The organism is [Mannheimia] succiniciproducens MBEL55E (assembly GCF_000007745.1).
Lineage (GTDB): Bacteria > Pseudomonadota > Gammaproteobacteria > Enterobacterales > Pasteurellaceae > Basfia > Basfia succiniciproducens.
Map to the genome: position 1 here is coordinate 2,060,556 of NC_006300.1, position 17,650 is coordinate 2,078,205.

Annotated in this window: 18 protein-coding genes; 7 read left to right on the forward strand and 11 right to left on the reverse strand. The window is 42.6% G+C overall.

Annotated features, from left to right (window positions below; translation table 11 throughout):
* Positions 1-170: 170 nt before the first annotated feature.
* From MS_RS09610 to MS_RS09620, 3 genes are all read right to left on the reverse strand, one after another.
* The gene (locus tag MS_RS09610; protein WP_011201267.1) at positions 171-1,388 is read right to left on the reverse strand and encodes an ATP-binding protein; all 1,218 of its coding nucleotides are present in this window, start codon (positions 1,386-1,388) and stop codon (positions 171-173) included.
* Between the two features lie 124 nt (positions 1,389-1,512).
* Positions 1,513-1,974, reverse strand: coding sequence for a DMT family transporter (locus MS_RS09615; RefSeq protein ID WP_041640059.1), 462 nt, complete (start codon positions 1,972-1,974; stop codon positions 1,513-1,515).
* Positions 1,975-2,105: 131 nt separating this feature from the next.
* Entirely contained in the window at positions 2,106-2,771 is a 666-nt protein-coding gene (locus MS_RS09620; RefSeq protein WP_011201269.1) for an NAD(P)H-dependent oxidoreductase, read from the reverse strand.
* A gap of 104 nt (positions 2,772-2,875) precedes the next feature.
* Between MS_RS09620 and MS_RS09625 the strand changes: the two genes are divergently transcribed.
* Complete coding sequence (locus MS_RS09625; RefSeq protein WP_011201270.1) at positions 2,876-3,793, forward strand: LysR family transcriptional regulator; 918 nt, start codon at positions 2,876-2,878, stop codon at positions 3,791-3,793.
* Between the two features lie 84 nt (positions 3,794-3,877).
* The gene (locus MS_RS11050) at positions 3,878-4,003 is read left to right on the forward strand and encodes an AraC family transcriptional regulator (protein WP_083754322.1); all 126 of its coding nucleotides are present in this window, start codon (positions 3,878-3,880) and stop codon (positions 4,001-4,003) included.
* A 100-nt stretch (positions 4,004-4,103) separates the two neighbouring features.
* Here MS_RS11050 and gpt read toward each other — a convergent pair whose 3' ends face one another.
* Positions 4,104-4,562 carry a xanthine phosphoribosyltransferase gene (gpt, locus tag MS_RS09630; protein ID WP_011201271.1) on the reverse strand — a complete coding sequence of 153 codons (459 nt, stop codon included), beginning with the start codon at positions 4,560-4,562 and terminating at the stop codon, positions 4,104-4,106.
* Between the two features lie 167 nt (positions 4,563-4,729).
* Between gpt and MS_RS09635 the strand changes: the two genes are divergently transcribed.
* The 4 genes from MS_RS09635 (at position 4,730) to MS_RS09650 (ending at position 9,623) form a co-directional block, all read left to right on the forward strand.
* Entirely contained in the window at positions 4,730-6,193 is a 1,464-nt protein-coding gene (locus MS_RS09635; RefSeq protein WP_011201272.1) for an aminoacyl-histidine dipeptidase, read from the forward strand.
* A gap of 109 nt (positions 6,194-6,302) precedes the next feature.
* The gene (locus MS_RS09640) at positions 6,303-7,433 is read left to right on the forward strand and encodes an MBL fold metallo-hydrolase (RefSeq protein ID WP_041640061.1); all 1,131 of its coding nucleotides are present in this window, start codon (positions 6,303-6,305) and stop codon (positions 7,431-7,433) included.
* A gap of 176 nt (positions 7,434-7,609) precedes the next feature.
* Positions 7,610-8,788 (forward strand): ATP-grasp domain-containing protein, encoded by a 1,179-nt coding sequence (locus tag MS_RS09645; RefSeq protein ID WP_011201276.1) that lies wholly within the window; start codon positions 7,610-7,612, stop codon positions 8,786-8,788.
* A gap of 82 nt (positions 8,789-8,870) precedes the next feature.
* The gene (locus MS_RS09650; protein ID WP_011201277.1) at positions 8,871-9,623 is read left to right on the forward strand and encodes an esterase family protein; all 753 of its coding nucleotides are present in this window, start codon (positions 8,871-8,873) and stop codon (positions 9,621-9,623) included.
* Positions 9,624-9,716: 93 nt separating this feature from the next.
* Here the strand turns inward: MS_RS09650 and MS_RS09655 are convergent, their stop codons facing one another.
* The 5 genes from MS_RS09655 to MS_RS09675 form a co-directional block, all read right to left on the reverse strand.
* Positions 9,717-10,541 (reverse strand): alpha/beta hydrolase, encoded by an 825-nt coding sequence (locus MS_RS09655; protein ID WP_011201278.1) that lies wholly within the window; start codon positions 10,539-10,541, stop codon positions 9,717-9,719.
* Positions 10,542-10,700: 159 nt separating this feature from the next.
* Positions 10,701-11,417 carry an HXXEE domain-containing protein gene (locus MS_RS09660; protein WP_011201279.1) on the reverse strand — a complete coding sequence of 239 codons (717 nt, stop codon included), beginning with the start codon at positions 11,415-11,417 and terminating at the stop codon, positions 10,701-10,703.
* 492 nt (positions 11,418-11,909) lie between these two features.
* Positions 11,910-12,275, reverse strand: a complete 366-nt coding sequence (locus MS_RS09665; RefSeq protein WP_226977685.1) for a cyclophilin-like fold protein — start codon at positions 12,273-12,275, stop codon at positions 11,910-11,912.
* A gap of 62 nt (positions 12,276-12,337) precedes the next feature.
* On the reverse strand, positions 12,338-12,892 hold the full coding sequence (locus MS_RS09670) for a DapH/DapD/GlmU-related protein (protein WP_041640062.1): 555 nt from the start codon (positions 12,890-12,892) through the stop codon (positions 12,338-12,340).
* Between the two features lie 87 nt (positions 12,893-12,979).
* Positions 12,980-14,119, reverse strand: coding sequence for an alpha/beta hydrolase (locus tag MS_RS09675; protein WP_011201283.1), 1,140 nt, complete (start codon positions 14,117-14,119; stop codon positions 12,980-12,982).
* Positions 14,120-14,249: 130 nt separating this feature from the next.
* Between MS_RS09675 and MS_RS09680 the strand changes: the two genes are divergently transcribed.
* A complete protein-coding gene (locus tag MS_RS09680; RefSeq protein WP_011201284.1) occupies positions 14,250-15,149 on the forward strand; it encodes a LysR family transcriptional regulator in 900 nt (299 codons plus the stop codon).
* A gap of 77 nt (positions 15,150-15,226) precedes the next feature.
* On the opposite strand, the gene MS_RS09685 is transcribed toward MS_RS09680, so the two are convergent.
* Positions 15,227-16,099 (reverse strand): AraC family transcriptional regulator, encoded by an 873-nt coding sequence (locus MS_RS09685; RefSeq protein ID WP_011201285.1) that lies wholly within the window; start codon positions 16,097-16,099, stop codon positions 15,227-15,229.
* A gap of 120 nt (positions 16,100-16,219) precedes the next feature.
* Entirely contained in the window at positions 16,220-17,533 is a 1,314-nt protein-coding gene (locus tag MS_RS09690) for an aldehyde dehydrogenase family protein (protein ID WP_011201286.1), read from the reverse strand.
* Positions 17,534-17,650: the final 117 nt, after the last annotated feature.

The following is a 17,650-nucleotide window of genomic DNA, read 5'->3' on the forward strand; positions in this document are numbered from 1 at the left end:
GGTTTTAGATGTTTTTGTGGATATAACCATAAAAAACCAATAATACGAAAAGTTTTTATGGTTATAACCAAAATAATAAAGGTGAAATACGGTTTTGCAGACAGTAATACGAATTTTATTTAGGAACGATATTTTCCTTCTCAAAGTGCAGTCACAAAAAGCAACTCTTCTTAATCGTTGCTGTCCATCAATAACATCAAAAACTCCCTCAAACTCAAACACTCCACCCCTTCAAACGTATTTCCATCAAATTCGTCCATCGTAACTACATATTTTGGGTAGTTGTCTTGAATTTTCAGTAAGTTACCAAACTCTCGTTCCAGCGTTTTTTCTTCGTTAATAGTCAGCGTGGCTTGTACATAAATACGTTCCCCGTCTTTTTCGGCGACGAAGTCAATTTCTTGAGTACCGAGTCCGCCGATTTTGACATCGTAGCCTGCGATTTGTAGGTGGTTGAAAATTGTGTTTTCGAGCAATTTGCCACGGTCTTGCACTCGGTAACCGATTAAAGCATTGCGTAAGCCTAAATCTTCAAAATAGTATTTCTCGCCGATTTCAAAAATACGTTTTCCTTCAATATCATAGCGTGGCACTTTGTGGATTAAAAAGGCGTTGGCAAGGTATTCGGCATAATTTTGCACTTGCACCGTGTTGGCGGAAATACGCTGTGATTTAAGAAAATCGCTGATTTTTTTTGCAGAAAACAGGTTACCGATATTGCTCGCAAAAAATTGTGTAAGTTGTTCTAGAAACTGTACGTTTCGCAAGGCGTAGCGGTTTATAATATCACGCACGGCAATGGTGGAATAGATGTTACGCAAATATTCAAACACAATATTATCTTGCAACGGCAGGTCTTTTAAATAAGGTAAACCTCCGTATTTTAGAAACTGCGACATTGTCTTATCGCTGTCTTCCAGCCGCATAAATTCCAAAAATTCAAAGTAAGAAAGTGAATGCACGTTGATTTCAATCGCCCGACCGCTCAGGCTGCCGGCAATATCACGGGAAAGCAGATGGGCATTCGAACCTGTACAATACAAATCCAGTTCATCATCTAACAGCAACGAACGAAGCGCAGTTTCAAATTCACTGATTTCTTGAATTTCATCAATAAAGACATAATTTTTTTTGCCGCTCTTTTTCTCTATAAGCACAAATTCCGCCAAATCTTGTGCAGTTTTGATATGCGAAAAAGCCAAATCTTCTTTGTTGATATAAATGATATGGGCTTGGCTGTCGCTGGCTTGAACTTCCTGCATAATCTGAAACAACAAATAGCTTTTGCCCACACGGCGTTGCCCTGTGAACACTTTAATCAGCGATTTGCCGATAAACGGACGCACTCGCTCCAAGTAGCGTTTGCGGTAGATGAGATCTTTTTTCATAGCTTACTCCATCAAATTTATACCTTAAACTTTATATAAAAATATAAAAAGTTTCAAGTATACTTTAAACTTTTTTAAATTATGTAGTGAGTTTCAAGTATAAATTAAACTAGCAAGCGGGTGTCTAATTCACAATCTTATTCCCAAAGAAATAAAACCCTAATCCGCAGGCGATAATCAGTAAGCCGATGAATTGGGAAAGTTGGAAAGAGCGTTGTGCCATACCGAGTAAGCCGAAGTGGTCGATGACGGCGGCGGCACAGAGTTGCCCGACGATGATGAAAAACAACATATTGGTGATGCCGAGTTTAGGGGCGAGTAAGATGGTGGTAAGTACCAAGCCTGCACCAAGAACGCCGCCGATAAGCTTCCACGGTTCAACATTGGGCAATTCTCGTAGCGATGCCGATAAATCCGCTTTCCATAGGCAAAGTAATAATAATGCGATGGTACCGCTGGCAAAAGAGATGAAGGCGGAAACTAAAGGTTGCCCGAGCATGGCTTGAGCCAGTTTGCTGTTGATCGCCGCCTGTGAGGCTAATGCGGTGCCGGCAATAAGTGCGATTAAAATATAGGGTAAAGACATTGTTTTTCCTTTTAACAAATAAAAACTGCCTGAAAACTGTATCACGCTTTTCAGGCAGTTTGAAATTTTACTTATAGTGATTACGCAAGGGCTTATAAATAACAAAATTTAGCCATTAACGTATTCCTCAACTATTTCGCCCAAATCACCACATCTTCTTGCGGCTGGCGGGCTTTTTGTGCGATTTCCTGCGTGCGGTAGCCGAAGGTTACGGCAACCGATACGCCCCATTCGTTGGCATCGAATAGACCCGCTTCGGATAATACACGGTTCATTTCCGCATAATTGAAACCTTCAATCGGGCAAGAATCAATGCCTGCCATAGCCGCACCTGTCATCATATTGCCTAACGCGATGTAAGTTTGTTTGCTGCACCAGTCAAACAGTGCGCGCTCGTCATTTAAGGTTTGCATATCGTTTTCTTGGAAATCTTTATATTTTGCCAAGGTTTTCTCGATAGCTTCAGGCTCGGTAACGCCGCGGCGTTTAATGCCTTCTAACATAAACGGTGTGTCAAAACGGGCGTTTTTCTTGGCAAGAATAACCACGATATGGCTTGCGCTATCTAAGGTACTTGCCATCCCCCAGGAAAACGGTTTGATGGCTTCACGTAGTTTCGGGTCTTGTAATACGATGAATTTCCACGGTTCTGAACCCACTGAGCTTGGTGATAAACGACCAAGTTCTAAAATAAAGTTAAAATCTTGTTCGCTGATTTTGCGAGTTTCATCGTAGTGGCGGCAAGATTTACGGTTTTTGAAGGCGGAGAGAATTTGTTCTGTGCTTAAAATAGTCATTGAGCTTTCCTTTTAAATAAATGAAATTTGTCGCACATTATAAATTGTTGTATTATTGAAAAATAGTAAAAGATAAGCAAAACACCTTTGCAAAAACTACAACAATGAACACCAAAAACACCAGCGTTTACGCTTTAAAATTATTTTTACAAGTCCTTGAGCTGGGAAGTCTGTCGGAAGTTGCCCGCCGAGAGAATCTTTCCGCTTCTATGCTTTCCCGCTTAATTAAGCAACTCGAAGATGACTGGGGAGCAGCACTGTTTTACCGTAATACCCGAGCAATCACCCCCACTGAAACGGGGTTGCTACTGGCGGAATATGCGCGCCAAATCGTCAGCCAATTTCAAGCAGCCGAACAGGCGATTACTGCACAAACGGCAGAAATTGCCGGCACGGTGCGTATCAATGCCCCTGTGTTTTTTGGGCAATTGCATATTATTCCCCACTTGGCGGAACTACAAGCACGCTATCCGAATCTGATCGTTAACTTAGTGCAAACGGATGATTATATCGACCCCTTTACCGATAGCACCGACATTATTTTCCGCCTTGCGCCGTTAAATGATAGTAGCTTGAAAGTAAGAATTTTGGCTCAACAGCATTTTTGTCTGGCCGCTTCGCCAAGTTATTTACAAAAGTATGGAACCCCTAAGATTCCTGCTGATTTGGCGAAACACCATGCTTTGCTTTACAAGGGTAAAACAGGGACGTTACGTTGGCTATTACAAGAGGGTGAAAACTGGCAAGCCTGTTCACCTAAAATTGCGCTGACCAGCAATAACGGCAATGCGATTGCAACGGCTTGCGTTCAAGGAATGGGCATTGCTTTATTAGCGAATTGGGCGGCATCAGATTTATTGAAGGAAGGTAAAGTAGTTCGCTTGTTGCCTGAATATAATTTCTCGACACAAACAGTACCCGTTTATGTGGCGATGCTTTATCCGCAAACGGCTTTTATTAGCCCAAGTGTCCGCGCGGTATTGGATTATTTCAGAGAAATTTTTCAAGATAAAAGTTGGTAGGTAAAGAAAAGGCGAATATCATACTCGCTCTATTTATTGGATTATACTTTACGGCTATCTTGATGTGCTTTTGCCGCTTTTTATATTGGCTATGAAAGCCCGAACCAGTTCAGTCGCGAATTTAAACGCTATTTTGGTATGACGCCGAAACAAAATAAGGAACAAAATTTTTGTTATTTCAACATATTAGGATCCGTTTATCTTTTATAAACAAGCCCTAAAAGTGCGGTCAAAAAATGCGAAATTTTATCACATTAAATCAGTCATAAAAAAAAGCGTACCTTTGTACGCCTTTTCTTTTTAATTACAATCACTTACGCGCTAAAGGCGGCACAAATCCGATGCCTAAGTCCCAAGGTTGTTCAATCCATGTGTTTTGCGGAATATCAATCACATAATCGTCCACTAACGGCGCGCCCGCCGGTTTTGCGAATACGGTAACGAATTTCGCTTTTGGATACATATTACGAATTTCGCGCGCCGTGTTGCCGGTATCCACTAAATCGTCCACCACGATAAAACCTTCGCCGTCGGTTTCCGCTTTATGGATCACTTTTAAATCGCCTTGTTGGTCGTGATCATAGCTTGCGATACAGACGGTTTCGACATGACGTAGTCCTAATTCGCGCGCTAATACCGCAGCCGGGAACAAACCGCCGCGACTCACGGCAATAATGCCTTTCCATTGTGACGCCGGTAATAAACGTTCCGCTAATTTGCGTGCGTGCATGTGGAACATATCCCAGGTAACAACATATTTTTCGCTCATAAATTCACCTTTTTAACAATAATTGAAAGCGGAAAGCGCCGCCTAGTAAATAAAATTGCGTAAGGATAACCCGAAATGCGCTTTTATGCTATTATTTGCCTCATTATTTCATAAAAAAACCGCAAAAGTGCGGTCAGATTCGTCAGATTTTATAAAAAGGAAGCAATATGTCCGAAATTCAATCTCTTCAACCCCAATTACTCTGGAAATGGTTCGATCAAATTTGTTCAATCCCCCATCCTTCTCATCACGAAGAACAATTAGCCGAATTTATTGTGAACTGGGCAAAAGGAAAAGGATTTTATGCCGAGCGGGATGAAGCGGGCAACCTGTTAATCCGTAAACCGGCGACAAAAGGCATGGAACATTGTCAATCGGTCGCTTTACAGGCGCATTTGGATATGGTGCCGCAGGCAAATGAAGAAACAGACCATGATTTCACATCGGATCCGATTCAGCCTTATATCGACGGCGAATGGGTAAAAGCCAAAGGCACCACTTTAGGTGCGGATAACGGTATCGGCATGGCATCCGCGTTAGCCGTATTGGACAGTGAAAATCTCGCCCACCCTGCTCTGGAAGTATTACTGACCATGACGGAAGAAGTGGGCATGGACGGCGCGTTGGGTTTGCGCAAAAACTGGCTGCAATCCGAAATAATGATCAATACCGACACTGAAGACAACGGTGAAATTTATATCGGCTGCGCCGGTGGGGAAAACGCGGATTTAACCGTGCCAGTGCAATGGCAGGAAAATAATTATGAGCACTGTTATCAGATCAGTTTGAAAGGATTGCGCGGCGGTCATTCCGGTTGCGATATTCATACCGGACGTGCCAGCGCAATTAAAACTCTGGCGCGTTTTTTGGCAAATCTTCAACAAAATCAACCGCACTTTGAATTTTCCCTTAGCGAAATCCGCGGCGGTTCCGTACGCAATGCGATTCCTCGCGAAGCTTTCGCGACCCTTTGTTTTAACGGTGAACCCGCAAATTTCACGCAAGGGGTAAAATCATTCGAAAGCCTGTTAAAAACGGAATTAGCCATTGCCGAACCGGATCTGCAGTTAACGGCGCAACCTGCCGAAAAAGCAACGAAAGTGTTCGCCCCAAATACGAAAAATAATGTCGTTAACCTGTTGAACGCGCTGCCGAACGGCGTAATTCGTAACAGTGATGTCGTTGAAAACGTAGTGGAAAGTTCATTAAGTATCGGCGTATTGAAAACTACGGAAGACGCGGTAAAAGGTACGATTTTAGTTCGTTCGTTAATTGAAAGCGGCACAAATTACATTAACGGTCTATTAATTTCCCTCACTGAACTTTGTGGTGCGAGCGTTCAATTCTCCGGCCGTTACCCGGGCTGGGAACCGCATGCGGAAACGCCGATTTTAACCTTAACTAAAGAAATTTACGGCGAATTACTCGGTTATGAGCCGGCGATTAAAGTAATTCACGCCGGGCTTGAATGCGGTTTATTGAAGAAAATTTATCCGGCGTTGGATGTGGTATCTATCGGTCCGACTATTGTGAACGCGCACTCACCGGATGAAAAAGTACATATTCCGGCGGTACGGACTTATTGGGAATTGCTGACCAAAGTACTGGCGGGCATACCGGCGAAAAAATAGCCGTTAAAAGTGCGGTTAAAATTTGACAAATTTTGGGGCGTAGATTTTACGCCCTTATTCATTACTTATCATTTAAGCAATTGTGATAAGTGCTTAATTAGGAAAGCAAATGACTTTATTAAAATATATCTTGATTGCACTAATCAGCCTTATTTTACTATTGGCGGCGAGTGCGGTTATTTTTATGCAAACTAAGCCTTTCGGCAAACATCCCGAAGGGCAAAGGCTGGCGCGTATTGAACAATCCGTTCATTATAAAGCGGGAAAATTCGTCAACCATTTACCGACCGAAGTTCAAACCAGCGATAAACCGCTTTGGAAAATATGGTATGACTTTTTATTCCAACAAATAGATCACCTTACGCCGAACCGCCCGCTTCCCGTGGTAAAAACCGATTTGCAGCAATTAAGCCGGGAGAAAAACTTTATTGTTTGGTTCGGTCATTCGTCTTATTTAATTCAATTGGACGGAAAGCGCTTTTTAGTGGATCCGGTGCTGGTTTCCGGCTCACCGTTGTCTTTTGCCAATAAAATGTTTCAAGGTACCAATCTGTATCAGCCGCAAGATATGCCCGATTTCGATTATTTGGTTATCACTCACGATCACTGGGATCATCTGGATTATGAAGCGGTTATCCAACTAAAAAACAAAATGAAGGAAAAAGTAATTACAAGCTTGGGCGTGGGCGCTCATTTGGAATATTGGGGTTATCCTGCAGAACGTATTATTGAAATGGACTGGAATGAAAAAACCGAGCTTGAAAACCATTTCAAAATTACCGCCTTACCTGCCCGCCATTTTTCCGGCAGAGGCGTTGTTCGCAATAAAACGCTATGGTCTTCATTTATGTTGGAAGTGCCCGGCGAGACTATTTATCTGGGCGGGGACAGCGGTTATGACCCTATTTATCAGGAAATCGGGCAACGTTTTAACATTAGTTTGGCCTTAATGGAAAATGGTCAATACAATAAAGATTGGGCGAATATTCATATTCAGCCCGAACAATTGACACTAGCGGTAAAAGCGCTGCGTCCAAAACGATTAATGACCGTGCATAACGCCAAATTCGCCCTCGCCCGACACGACTGGCGCGCACCTTTAGAACAGATTTACCGAAACGCGCAAAAAGAAAACTTCAACTTATTCACGCCAAAAATCGGTGATGTTTTCTATTTTTCGGAACAAGGCGAAGCGGACAGCCCAAATTTTCGGGAACCTTGGTGGCAAAGCGTAGAATAATCGGTTTTTATTTATATCTTCATAAAATTTATAAAAAACCGACCGCACTTTGCAAAATAAACGCCGTTCGGCGATTTTTCCGCTACGCAAACGTTAAAATTTCATTACACTTTTTGTTAAAAGTCGCTTAGAATCTATATGTACTGATGATTTTTTAGTAAATATGAGAATAAATTATGTCTAGAGCTCTTAATTTTGTGATGATCTCACCACATTTCCCGACAAATTTTGAAACCTTTGCCGTTCGTATGAGAGAAAAAGGAATCAATACATTAGGTATTGCCGATACGCCTTACGAACAATTAAGCGAAACATTACGCAACAATCTAACAGAATACTATCGTGTTGATAATATGGAAGATTATGAACAGGTTTATCGCGCCGTCGGTTATTTTGCCCATAAATACGGTCGCATCGATCGCGTAGAATCCCATAATGAATACTGGCTGGAACTAGATGCGAAACTACGCACCGATTTCAATGTGTTTGGTTATAAAAATGACGATATGTTAGCTATAAAAACCAAAGCGCAAATGAAAGAAGTATTCCGCAAATCCGGTTTAAAAGTGGCAAAAGGCCGTGTATTTAAAGATGATGAAGATGCGCGTAAACTGGCAAAGCAGCTTAAATTTCCGGTTATCGTTAAGCCGAATTCCGGCGTGGGTGCAAGCGACACTTATAAAATTAAAAGTGCGGTGGAATTGGAAGACTTTTTCGGCTATAAAAACCCGAACGTCGAATATATTATGGAAGAATTTATCGACGGCGATATCGTGACCTTCGACGGTTTAACGGATCACGACGGTAAAATCGTGTTCTATTCAAGCCTTGAATATTCCGAAGCGGTGCTTGATACGGTAGAAAAAGACGGCGATATGTTCTATTACGTGCCCCGTGAAATCTCTCCGAAATTAGTAAAACTCGGCGAACAATGCGTAGAAGCCTTTAACGTGCGCGAGCGTTTCTTCCACTTTGAATTCTTCCGGGTAAAAAAATCAGGCGAATTACTGCCGCTTGAAATCAACTGTCGTCCGCCGGGCGGTTTAACCATCGATATGTGGAACTATGCCAACGATTTCGATGTATTCCGTGAATACGCCAATGTGGTGACGGAAAATAAATTCTATTCCGACATTACACATCCTTGGAATGTGGTTTATATTTCCCGCAAAGCCAATCAAAACTATGTAAATTCAATTGATGATGTTTGTCAAAAATTCGGCGATAACATCATCAGCGTACAAACCGTGCCGGGCGTATTTGCCAAAGTAATGGGCGAGCACGGTATTTTGGTGAGAACGAAAACCATTGAGCAAATGCGTGAAATCGTGCAATTTGCCCAAGCAAAACAGTAATTCGGTTCACCTCCGTTTTATTGTAATAAGGCGCACCTGGTTATGTGCACCCTCTTTGTAACTTATACCGGAGAATATTTTTATGCATTTTGAAAGAAGAAGCCAATGGAGCAGTGAATTAGGACGCGAGATGTACTTCAACGTATACGGTCATACCGGCAAACCCGTTATTGTATTTCCTTCTTCGGGCGGCAATCAGGAAGAATATGCCAATTTCGGTATGATCGATGCCTGCCGTTCTTTTATTGATCGCGGTTTAATCAAAATTTATACGCCGGATTCTTATGATAAAGAATCCTGGCTCGCTACCTGGAAATCCGGTCATGATATGGCATTAGCCCATAACGCTTACGATCGCTATATCGTACACGAGCTTGTGCCGTTAATCCGTCACGAATCCCAATGGAACGGTACTATGATCGCAACAGGTTGCAGCATGGGCGCATTCCACTCCGTGAACTTTGCCCTTCGCCACCCGGATTTGTTCGACACCACTATCGCATTAAGCGGTGTGTATGACGCCCGTTTCTTTACCGGCGAATTCTATGGTGACCCGACCGTGTATTTCAACTCGCCGATAGACTCCCTTTGGGGACAAAACGACGATTGGTTCTTAAACCAATATCGCCGCAATCATTTTATTGTGGCTGTCGGTCAAGGCGCTTGGGAAAATGAGCATGTCAGTGATACGGTTCGCTTACAGGAAGCTTTCAACGCAAAAGGTATTCCCGCCTGGTTTGATTACTGGGGCGAAGACGTTGATCACGATTGGCCTTGGTGGCGCAAACAAATGCCGTTTTTCTTATCAAAACTGGAAGAACAAGGCATTATTTAACGCCCAAACTAAAAACGGATGCACAAGCATCCGTTTTTGCTGAAATTTCTAAAAAAACGACCGCACTTTTCGCTTATTTAGTGCGTTTTCCCACTATTTACCCATTAAAGAAAAACGCAAAAAATCCACAAAATGGCTCGCCCAATATTTTTCATGATGAATTTCATTCGCCATAATTTTTAATCGGATATTATCCAACGGGTGCCCGGTACGAATCAGCGCCTGATAATAATACAAAGTGCTATCGATATAAGCCTGATTCATATTGGAAATATATTGCGCATCCGCATCATCACCCTCTTTGGTCCCCACCTGAATAAACACTCGGCTTGCCCGATCGATAGGATGTTCGTGCATAAAGCGTAAAAATTCGTTTTCGCTAAACCAGGAAGCCAGAGAAAATACCCCTAAATGCCCGAATATATGCGGATAAGCCGCGCCCATGTAAGCGGTAATAATCGCCCCCATGGAACTCCCCGCCAATAAGGTATTTTCTCGCTGCGGTTTGGTACGATAATGGCCGTCGATAAAGGGTTTCACGGTTTCCACTACCCACTGCCCGTACTCCGCACCCTTACCGCCCGTATTACGCGCTTCCGCCGTATTGCCCACGTCCGTGCGCCAAGGCGCGTATTCGTCCAAACGGTCAACAGTGGCGTTATCAATACCCACAATAATGATTTTAGGAAATTCTTTATGATATTTAATCGTCGGGATAATTTTCCAAGAGTAACCGGAATAAGATTCCTTACTGTAAAATATATTTTGTCCGTCATGCATATACAATACGGGATAGCTCTGCCAGTCTTCTTTGTAATAATCTTTAGGCAGCAGCACCCGAATGCGACGCTGATGGTTATAATAAGGTACGTAAAGAAAATGCTCTTCCATTTTTAGGTAATATTTATTAAAGCCCATTAAAAATCCTTATTTATTGTTAAATGCTAAAACAACCTTATACCTAACTATGTAAAATTGCTGTAATACCATTATCTAAAATTAAGCCTGCCTACAATATAGGGTCTGTTTACAAAAAAATAAACCGCAAAAATCCTTAATTTTTCACCGCACTTTATACTAAATTATTCGTCGGGAAACCAATGCCGCCAGAACCAGCGGGATAAACACGGCGATAGCATCCATAATGAGCATGCCTGTAACACCGAAGTCCGGAAAAATGGAATAGGCGTTAAACAAGCATATTTGCCCGATAACACCGGCAAAAATTGTGCAAATCATCGCATTACAGCTCATGATATTTGCCTTCACGCCGATAAAAATCACCCAAAGAGAAATCGGAATAAACAGTAATGAACCGGTAATTAACCCACCGTGATTAAGGAAAGGTTGATGGTCAAGTAAGCCGAACGTTAAGTGCAACACACCTTCGGCAAAGATAAAACCGTATAAACTCAAACCGACCAGCGAATTACGTTTGCTCATTATGGCGGCAAGCGGCGCGGCAATCCAGGCAAACAATACGTTCACAAACGGAAAATGTACCGCCGGAATCGGACAAGGTTCATAAGACTTATAACCGTGCAAGCGACAAACTTCGGTGACTACATTATAGCTGTCGGTCGCCACATTATAGGAAAGGGCGAATTCTTCGAATTGGTGAAACATATATAAAGGCACTACCAGCCAGGCCAACCAAACGGGATCCGTCCAACGGTGACTATTTTCATCACTACGGAAAATATCGGTACTAATCATCAACACCGACAACACCGCCGCCATCGCCAGCCCCATCCAAGGCCAGGCAAAGTTGAATTTGACAAATAAATCACCCATAACAACCTCCAGCTGATAAAATCGCTTTTATTTCATTTGAGTATACTCCTTTTTTTCACCATCGTGACAAAGGAAATGGGATTTTATGACCCTGCAACGGTTAATTTCCCTCAGACAAACAGCCTTTTGCACAATTCTTATACATAACAAATCATCAAAAAGCCAACTTAGTTTTAAAACTTTCCGAAACTGAATCCGTGTATATGACAAAATGAGGTAAGGTAATCAATGTGTTGGCAGGTTATACCTATTACGAGAAGCAATCCAAAGCACAAACTTTTGCGGAAGTTTTTGCTAATTCTAATCTATCCGGTGAATTAACTGATGATTTTGAGTAAGCCTTTGAGCAAAACGATCGCTTGTGATTGTATTAAATTTGCTTAATCACTTCCGTTGATATAGCGAATTTTGACCGCCAAGAGTTTACCTCAGCAAACAAACAGACTGCCGTATGCCGCAACGCCTTTCTTCTGCTATCGCGATTTATTCGAATCATTCCGCTTTCTTAATCGTAACCACTTCGCCATTAAGTTTACTTAGGGTTTCCAATCCGGCGGTTAGCTTACCGAAATAGACCAATCCGTTGGCATAACCCACATGGGAATCTTGATAAAAAATAGCAAGATTTCCCCAAGGGGCATAATAGGTTAAGTCGCCTTTTTTGCCTGCATAACCCTTCGGACTGTCCGCAATGGATAAGCGTTTGGGAATACCGTGACCGATTTTTTCCGAGTTGGCATAATCTTCCAGTTGCATACTGAGCGGTAATTGCGCATAAAAATCACGGGCGGTTTGGTTGTCAGCCAAAGAAGCGGTGATTTTTTCATTGGAGTTTGCAATTTGGATTTCTATATTCATTGGTGCTCCTAAAACTGAGGTGGTACAAAAAAGTGCGATTAAAAAAGCGAAGATTTTTTTCATCAGATTTCCTTAATCAATTTGGCGGGAATACCGCCTACTATCGTATTAGCGGGTACGTCTTTGTTCACCACAGCACCTGCGGCGACAATGGCATTTTCACCCACGGTTACACCGGCTAAAATGGTTGCCCCGGCGCCAATCCACGCATTCTTTTTAATCACAACCGGTTTAACAATTACGCCTCGACGTTGTGCGGGATCAATGGGGTGATCTACGGTGATAATGTTCACGCGCGGACCAATCAAAACATCATCTTCAAGTGTGATGCCGCCTAAGTCGGTAAGCATTACCGCAGTGTTAATAAACACTCGTTTGCCAATACGAATATGCGCACTAAAGTCGGTATAAAGCGGTAAATTCACGTGAAAACTTGCATCAATTTCCGTGCCGGTCATTTCATTTAAAATTGCCCGTATTTCGTTTTGCGTTCTAAAACCGGAATTAAGTTCTGCCACTAACGGCGCATTTTTATCGACAACTTGGTGAATTTTACTAAACAATTCGCTATTTTGGGCGATAAGTTGGTTTAAGGGGAGATTGAGTGTGTAGTCCATCATATTTCCTTTGCTTGTAGGGTGGGCATTCCTGCCCACCATTTACGATGATATTTTTATTGGTGGGCAGGAATGCCCACCTACGGTTTATTTCAAATTCGCTTTAAAGAATTGTTCGAATTTGTCGTATGGGATTTTGCCGTTTACATCATCGTATAAATCGGTGTGGTTTGCACCCGGTACGATATATAACTCTTTGTTTTTGCTGCCTAGGGCTTTGTAAGCATCTTCGCCGAAGTAACGGCTGTGGGCAAATTCACCGTGAACCACTAAGGCTGGTGCTTTGAGTTCACCTGCACGCTGTAAAATCGGCATATTGATGAATGACGGAGTCATCGCCGTGTTCCAACCTGTGGTCGAGTTTACGCTGCGCGGGTGGAAGCCGCGTTTGGTTTTGTAGAAATTGGAATATTCGCGCACAAATCGCGGGGTTTCCGCTGTGATTTTATCTTGCGGCGTTAGGTGATCTTCCGCTTTACCGTTCAAGGAGTAGCCGTTTGCTGCCGCTTCCCAACGGGCATTGGCTAAATCTTGTTTCATTTTATAACGTGCTTCCGTTGTCATCGGCGATGTACGCTCGTATGGCACTTTTGGATTGGGTTCCATTTTGATTTCATAGCCGTCGGCCATCACTTGAGTCATATCATACATAGTACTGGTGGCAACCGCTTTAATGCGCGGATCGGAAATTGCCGAGTTCAGTGCAAAACCACCCCAACCGCAAATACCTAATACACCGATTTTTTCACGATCGACGTTATCTAATGAACCTAAAAAATCTACTGCAGAAACAAAATCATCGGTATTGATTTCAGGTGATGCTGTGTTTCGTGGTAAACCCGAACTTTCGCCGGTGAACGAACCGTCAAATGCTACCGTCACAAAACCACGTTCTGCCAAATGTTGCGCATATAAACCAGAAGATTGTTCTTTCACCGCCCCGAACGGTCCGCTCACCGCAATCGCAGGTAATTTGCCCGTTGCACCTTTTGGCACATACAAATCGCCGACCAAGGTAATGCCGTAGCGGTTTTTGAAAGTGACTTTACGGTGTTCTACTTTGTCTGATTTCGGAAAAATTTTGTCCCACTCTTGGGTTAATTGAATACTTTGTGCCGGCACTTCAATTGCCGTTGCGTTTTGTGGAAGTTGTGCCATAGCGTTTGCTCCTAATAGTGATGAACCTAAGAAAAGTGTGGCGGTTAATGCTTTAAGTTTGAATTTCATGGTCTGTCCTTTTGTTGAATCTATTACTACTTTAATAATTTATTGTAATCCTACTATTGCTACAATAAAATAAACAAATATAGAACAGTATATTCTTAAAAACAGAATAATTTAAATCGGAGGTCAACGGATGCTGAATAAATTTGATGCGTTACGTTATTTCTGTGTGGCGGCCGAAACCTTAAATTTCCGTGAAACGGCAAATCGTTTGTCGGTATCGCCGTCGGTTATTACCCGAGTCGTAAACGAACTGGAGGCGGAGCTCGGCGAACAACTGTTTAAGCGCCATACCCGCAGCATAAAACTCACCAGCTTCGGCGAACAATTTTTACTACGCGCCCAACATCTGCTGGCGGAAAGCGAAACCTTGTTTAAAATGGGCAAAAATCAAGCGGATGACCTTGCCGGCATTGTACGGATCACCGTGCCTAGCTGGCGGAATAACGATGAGATTATTCGTCAACTTTTAATTACGCTTGAGTCTTACCCTGAAATTATCATCGACTGGCGGGAAGATATGGGCAAGCTGGATATGGTGGAAGACCGTATTGATATGGGACTACGAATCGGCTTGGAACCCGATCAGGATTTTGTGGTGCGAAAAATCACGGAAATAGGTGATGTGCTGGTAGCCTCGCCGGCGTTAGTTAAAAAACTCGGACAGCCGACCGATCTAACGGATTTTGAACGACGCTACCCCATGGCAATTCCCATTAATTCCAATACGGGTAAGCCTTGGACTTTGTTTTTAAATGAGGACATCACTCTAAATCCGAAAAATCCCGCTTTTTATTCCGTTGATAATTACAGCGCGCTGCAGGCGGTTTTGCTTGGAAAATGTGCGGGCTTAATCAATGATTTTATGGTAAAACCTTATCTGGAATTCGGAGAATTAATTCAACTTTTTCCTGAAATACAAATTGATAAATGGCAGCTTTTTCTTTATCGCCCTTATCAGACCGTCACTCCCGCCCGGGTACTTAAAGTATTTGATTTACTGACGGAAATCCTAAGAAAAACCTATTATTAATGGAAGTTACCGTACTTAATTACGTAAAAGTGCGGTCGATTTTTACGGATTTTTATTGATAAGACGGCTTTAAGCGCTTAACCGGCGCGTGATAAATCCGATCTCGGCGAATGCCCGAAATAACGTTTATATTCCCGACTGAATTGCGGCAGACTGTCATAACCGATTTCAAAAGCAATTTCCGAGATATTTTTTTGCCCTAGTTTAAGCAGCGCATTGGCTTTGGTTAAACGCAGATTTTTCTGATACTGTAACGGACTCATACCGGTTAAACGGCGAAATTGCGCATAAAACCCAGATATGGACATACTGCTCGCAGCGGCTAATTGTTCAATATCAAAACTTTCGTTGTAATGCTCTTTCAACCAGCCCACCGTTTCGACAATGCGCTGGCTGTTGCTGTTTTGCAAGGCGATTTGGCGCAGGGTACCGCCTTGTTCGCCGGTCAGCAGGTAAAAATAAATGGCTTTCTTAATCAGCGGCAGCATAATCGGCAAATCTTGCGAATTTTCCGTTAAACAGATAAGCATCTCAAAAGCGCGGATTAATTCCGGCGAAGCCGTGCTGACAATTTTTTGCTGAGAAGCCGGCGCAAATGAAAAATTTTGCCGGTTCAACTCGTCAATAATTTCACGCATTAAGGGCAAATCAAAAAACAGCCGGAGATCCAAATAACCGCCATCATCCGTGAGATATTCCGTCATAATAGGCAAATCCACGGTATAACAAACAAATTCCCCCGCCTGATACCGATAATGTTGATCGCCCACCCGTACATCTTTTCTACCTTGCAAAATCAAACAGATACCGCTTTCCTGCAACTGGCTGACATCCCGCAAATCGGTTTCGGAATGAAAAACAAAAAGCTCCGGAACGGGCGTTTCAATGCCCATAGTGCCCTTCTCGCCCGATTTTAGTTTTAGCGTTTGCCGGATTAACCAATTCAACATAAGTTTTCCTGATATTTTATGAATATTACTGAAATTCTTTAAAATTTAACCGCACTTTTCGTGCGGTTCTTGATATTCAGACACAAAAAAGGCGGAAATTCTCCGCCTTTTTTCAATTTACTAAACTATTTTACGTGTTACTACCGCTTTTTCATGGCTAAGCTCATAGAAACTGCGATCACCGTGATAACTACCCATTCCGCTATCACCTACGCCACCAAACGGTAGATTGTGATTGAAGAAATGCAGGAAACAGCTGTTAACGGCACCGCCGCCAAAAGAAACCTGCGATAAAACCGCAGTTGCATTTTCTTCAGTTTCGGTAAAGCAGTAAAGTGCCAGTGGCTTTGGCTGAGCTAAAATCCGCTCAATAGCCTCATCAAAACCGTTAAATGTGAGCATCGGCAATACGGAGCCGAAAATCTCATCCTGCATAACCGGACTTTCCCAGGTAACGCCGTCTAACACGGTCATCAACATTTGATGAGTTTCGTCATTAAATAAACCGCCGGCAACAATTTTGCCATCATTCAAGAAAGATTTAATGCGTAAATAATGGCGTTCGCTCACCACTTTTGCATAATTCTCAAACGGGTTATCATCGAATTTTTGTTGTAATTTTTGCTTTAAAATCGCAACAAATTCCGCCTTCACATCTTGCTGAACAAGCAAATAATCCGGCGCAATACAGGTTTGCCCGCTATTAAAGGTTTTACCGAAAATCAACGACTCGGCGGCTTGTTCGAGATTTGCACTTTTATCTACGATAAACGGGCTTTTCCCGCCTAATTCCAAGGTAACCGGCGTTAAATGTTTACTTGCCGCCGCCATCACGATGCGACCGACCGGTACGCTACCGGTGAAGAAAATATAGTCGAATTTTTCCGCTAGTAGCGCTTGATTTACCGCCACGTCGCCTTCAATCACCACAAAAAATTCGGGGACAAAATACTGCGCAACCAAACGGTTTAATAAGGCGGAAGTCGCCGCGGTAAACTCGGAAGGTTTCAACACTACGGTATTACCCGCGGCAATTGCGCCGATAATCGGTGAGATTGAAAGCTGAATCGGATAATTCCACGGGGAAATATTTAAGGTTACGCCGTAGGGTTCGTAAATGATTTGGCTGTGATATTCGCCCATGCCAAAAAAGCTTAAAGTTTCCGGGCTTTCCACATCTTTAGGCGCCGCTAAGCGATCTAAATTTTCCAGCATGTAATCAATTTCATGAATCAACGGTGAAATTTCCGCCAGCATAACTTGATCGGCGGGTTTATTTAAATCGGTTTTTAGGGCTTCAATAATAGCTTGCGTATTTTCTTCTAATAAAGCTTTTAACCGTAAAAGCTGTTCTTTACGAAATGAGAGTGACTTTGTGGCGCCTTTGGCAAAAAAATTACGCTGCGCCTGAATTAAAGATGGGATGTTTATCATAAAAGTTCCTAAAATATAATCAAAAAATAATTAAGGCACGTTTATTCTTCACAAATGTACCTCATAAAAAAACAAGCGCATTATAAATTTCTTTATCAAAAAACAATAGCATAATGC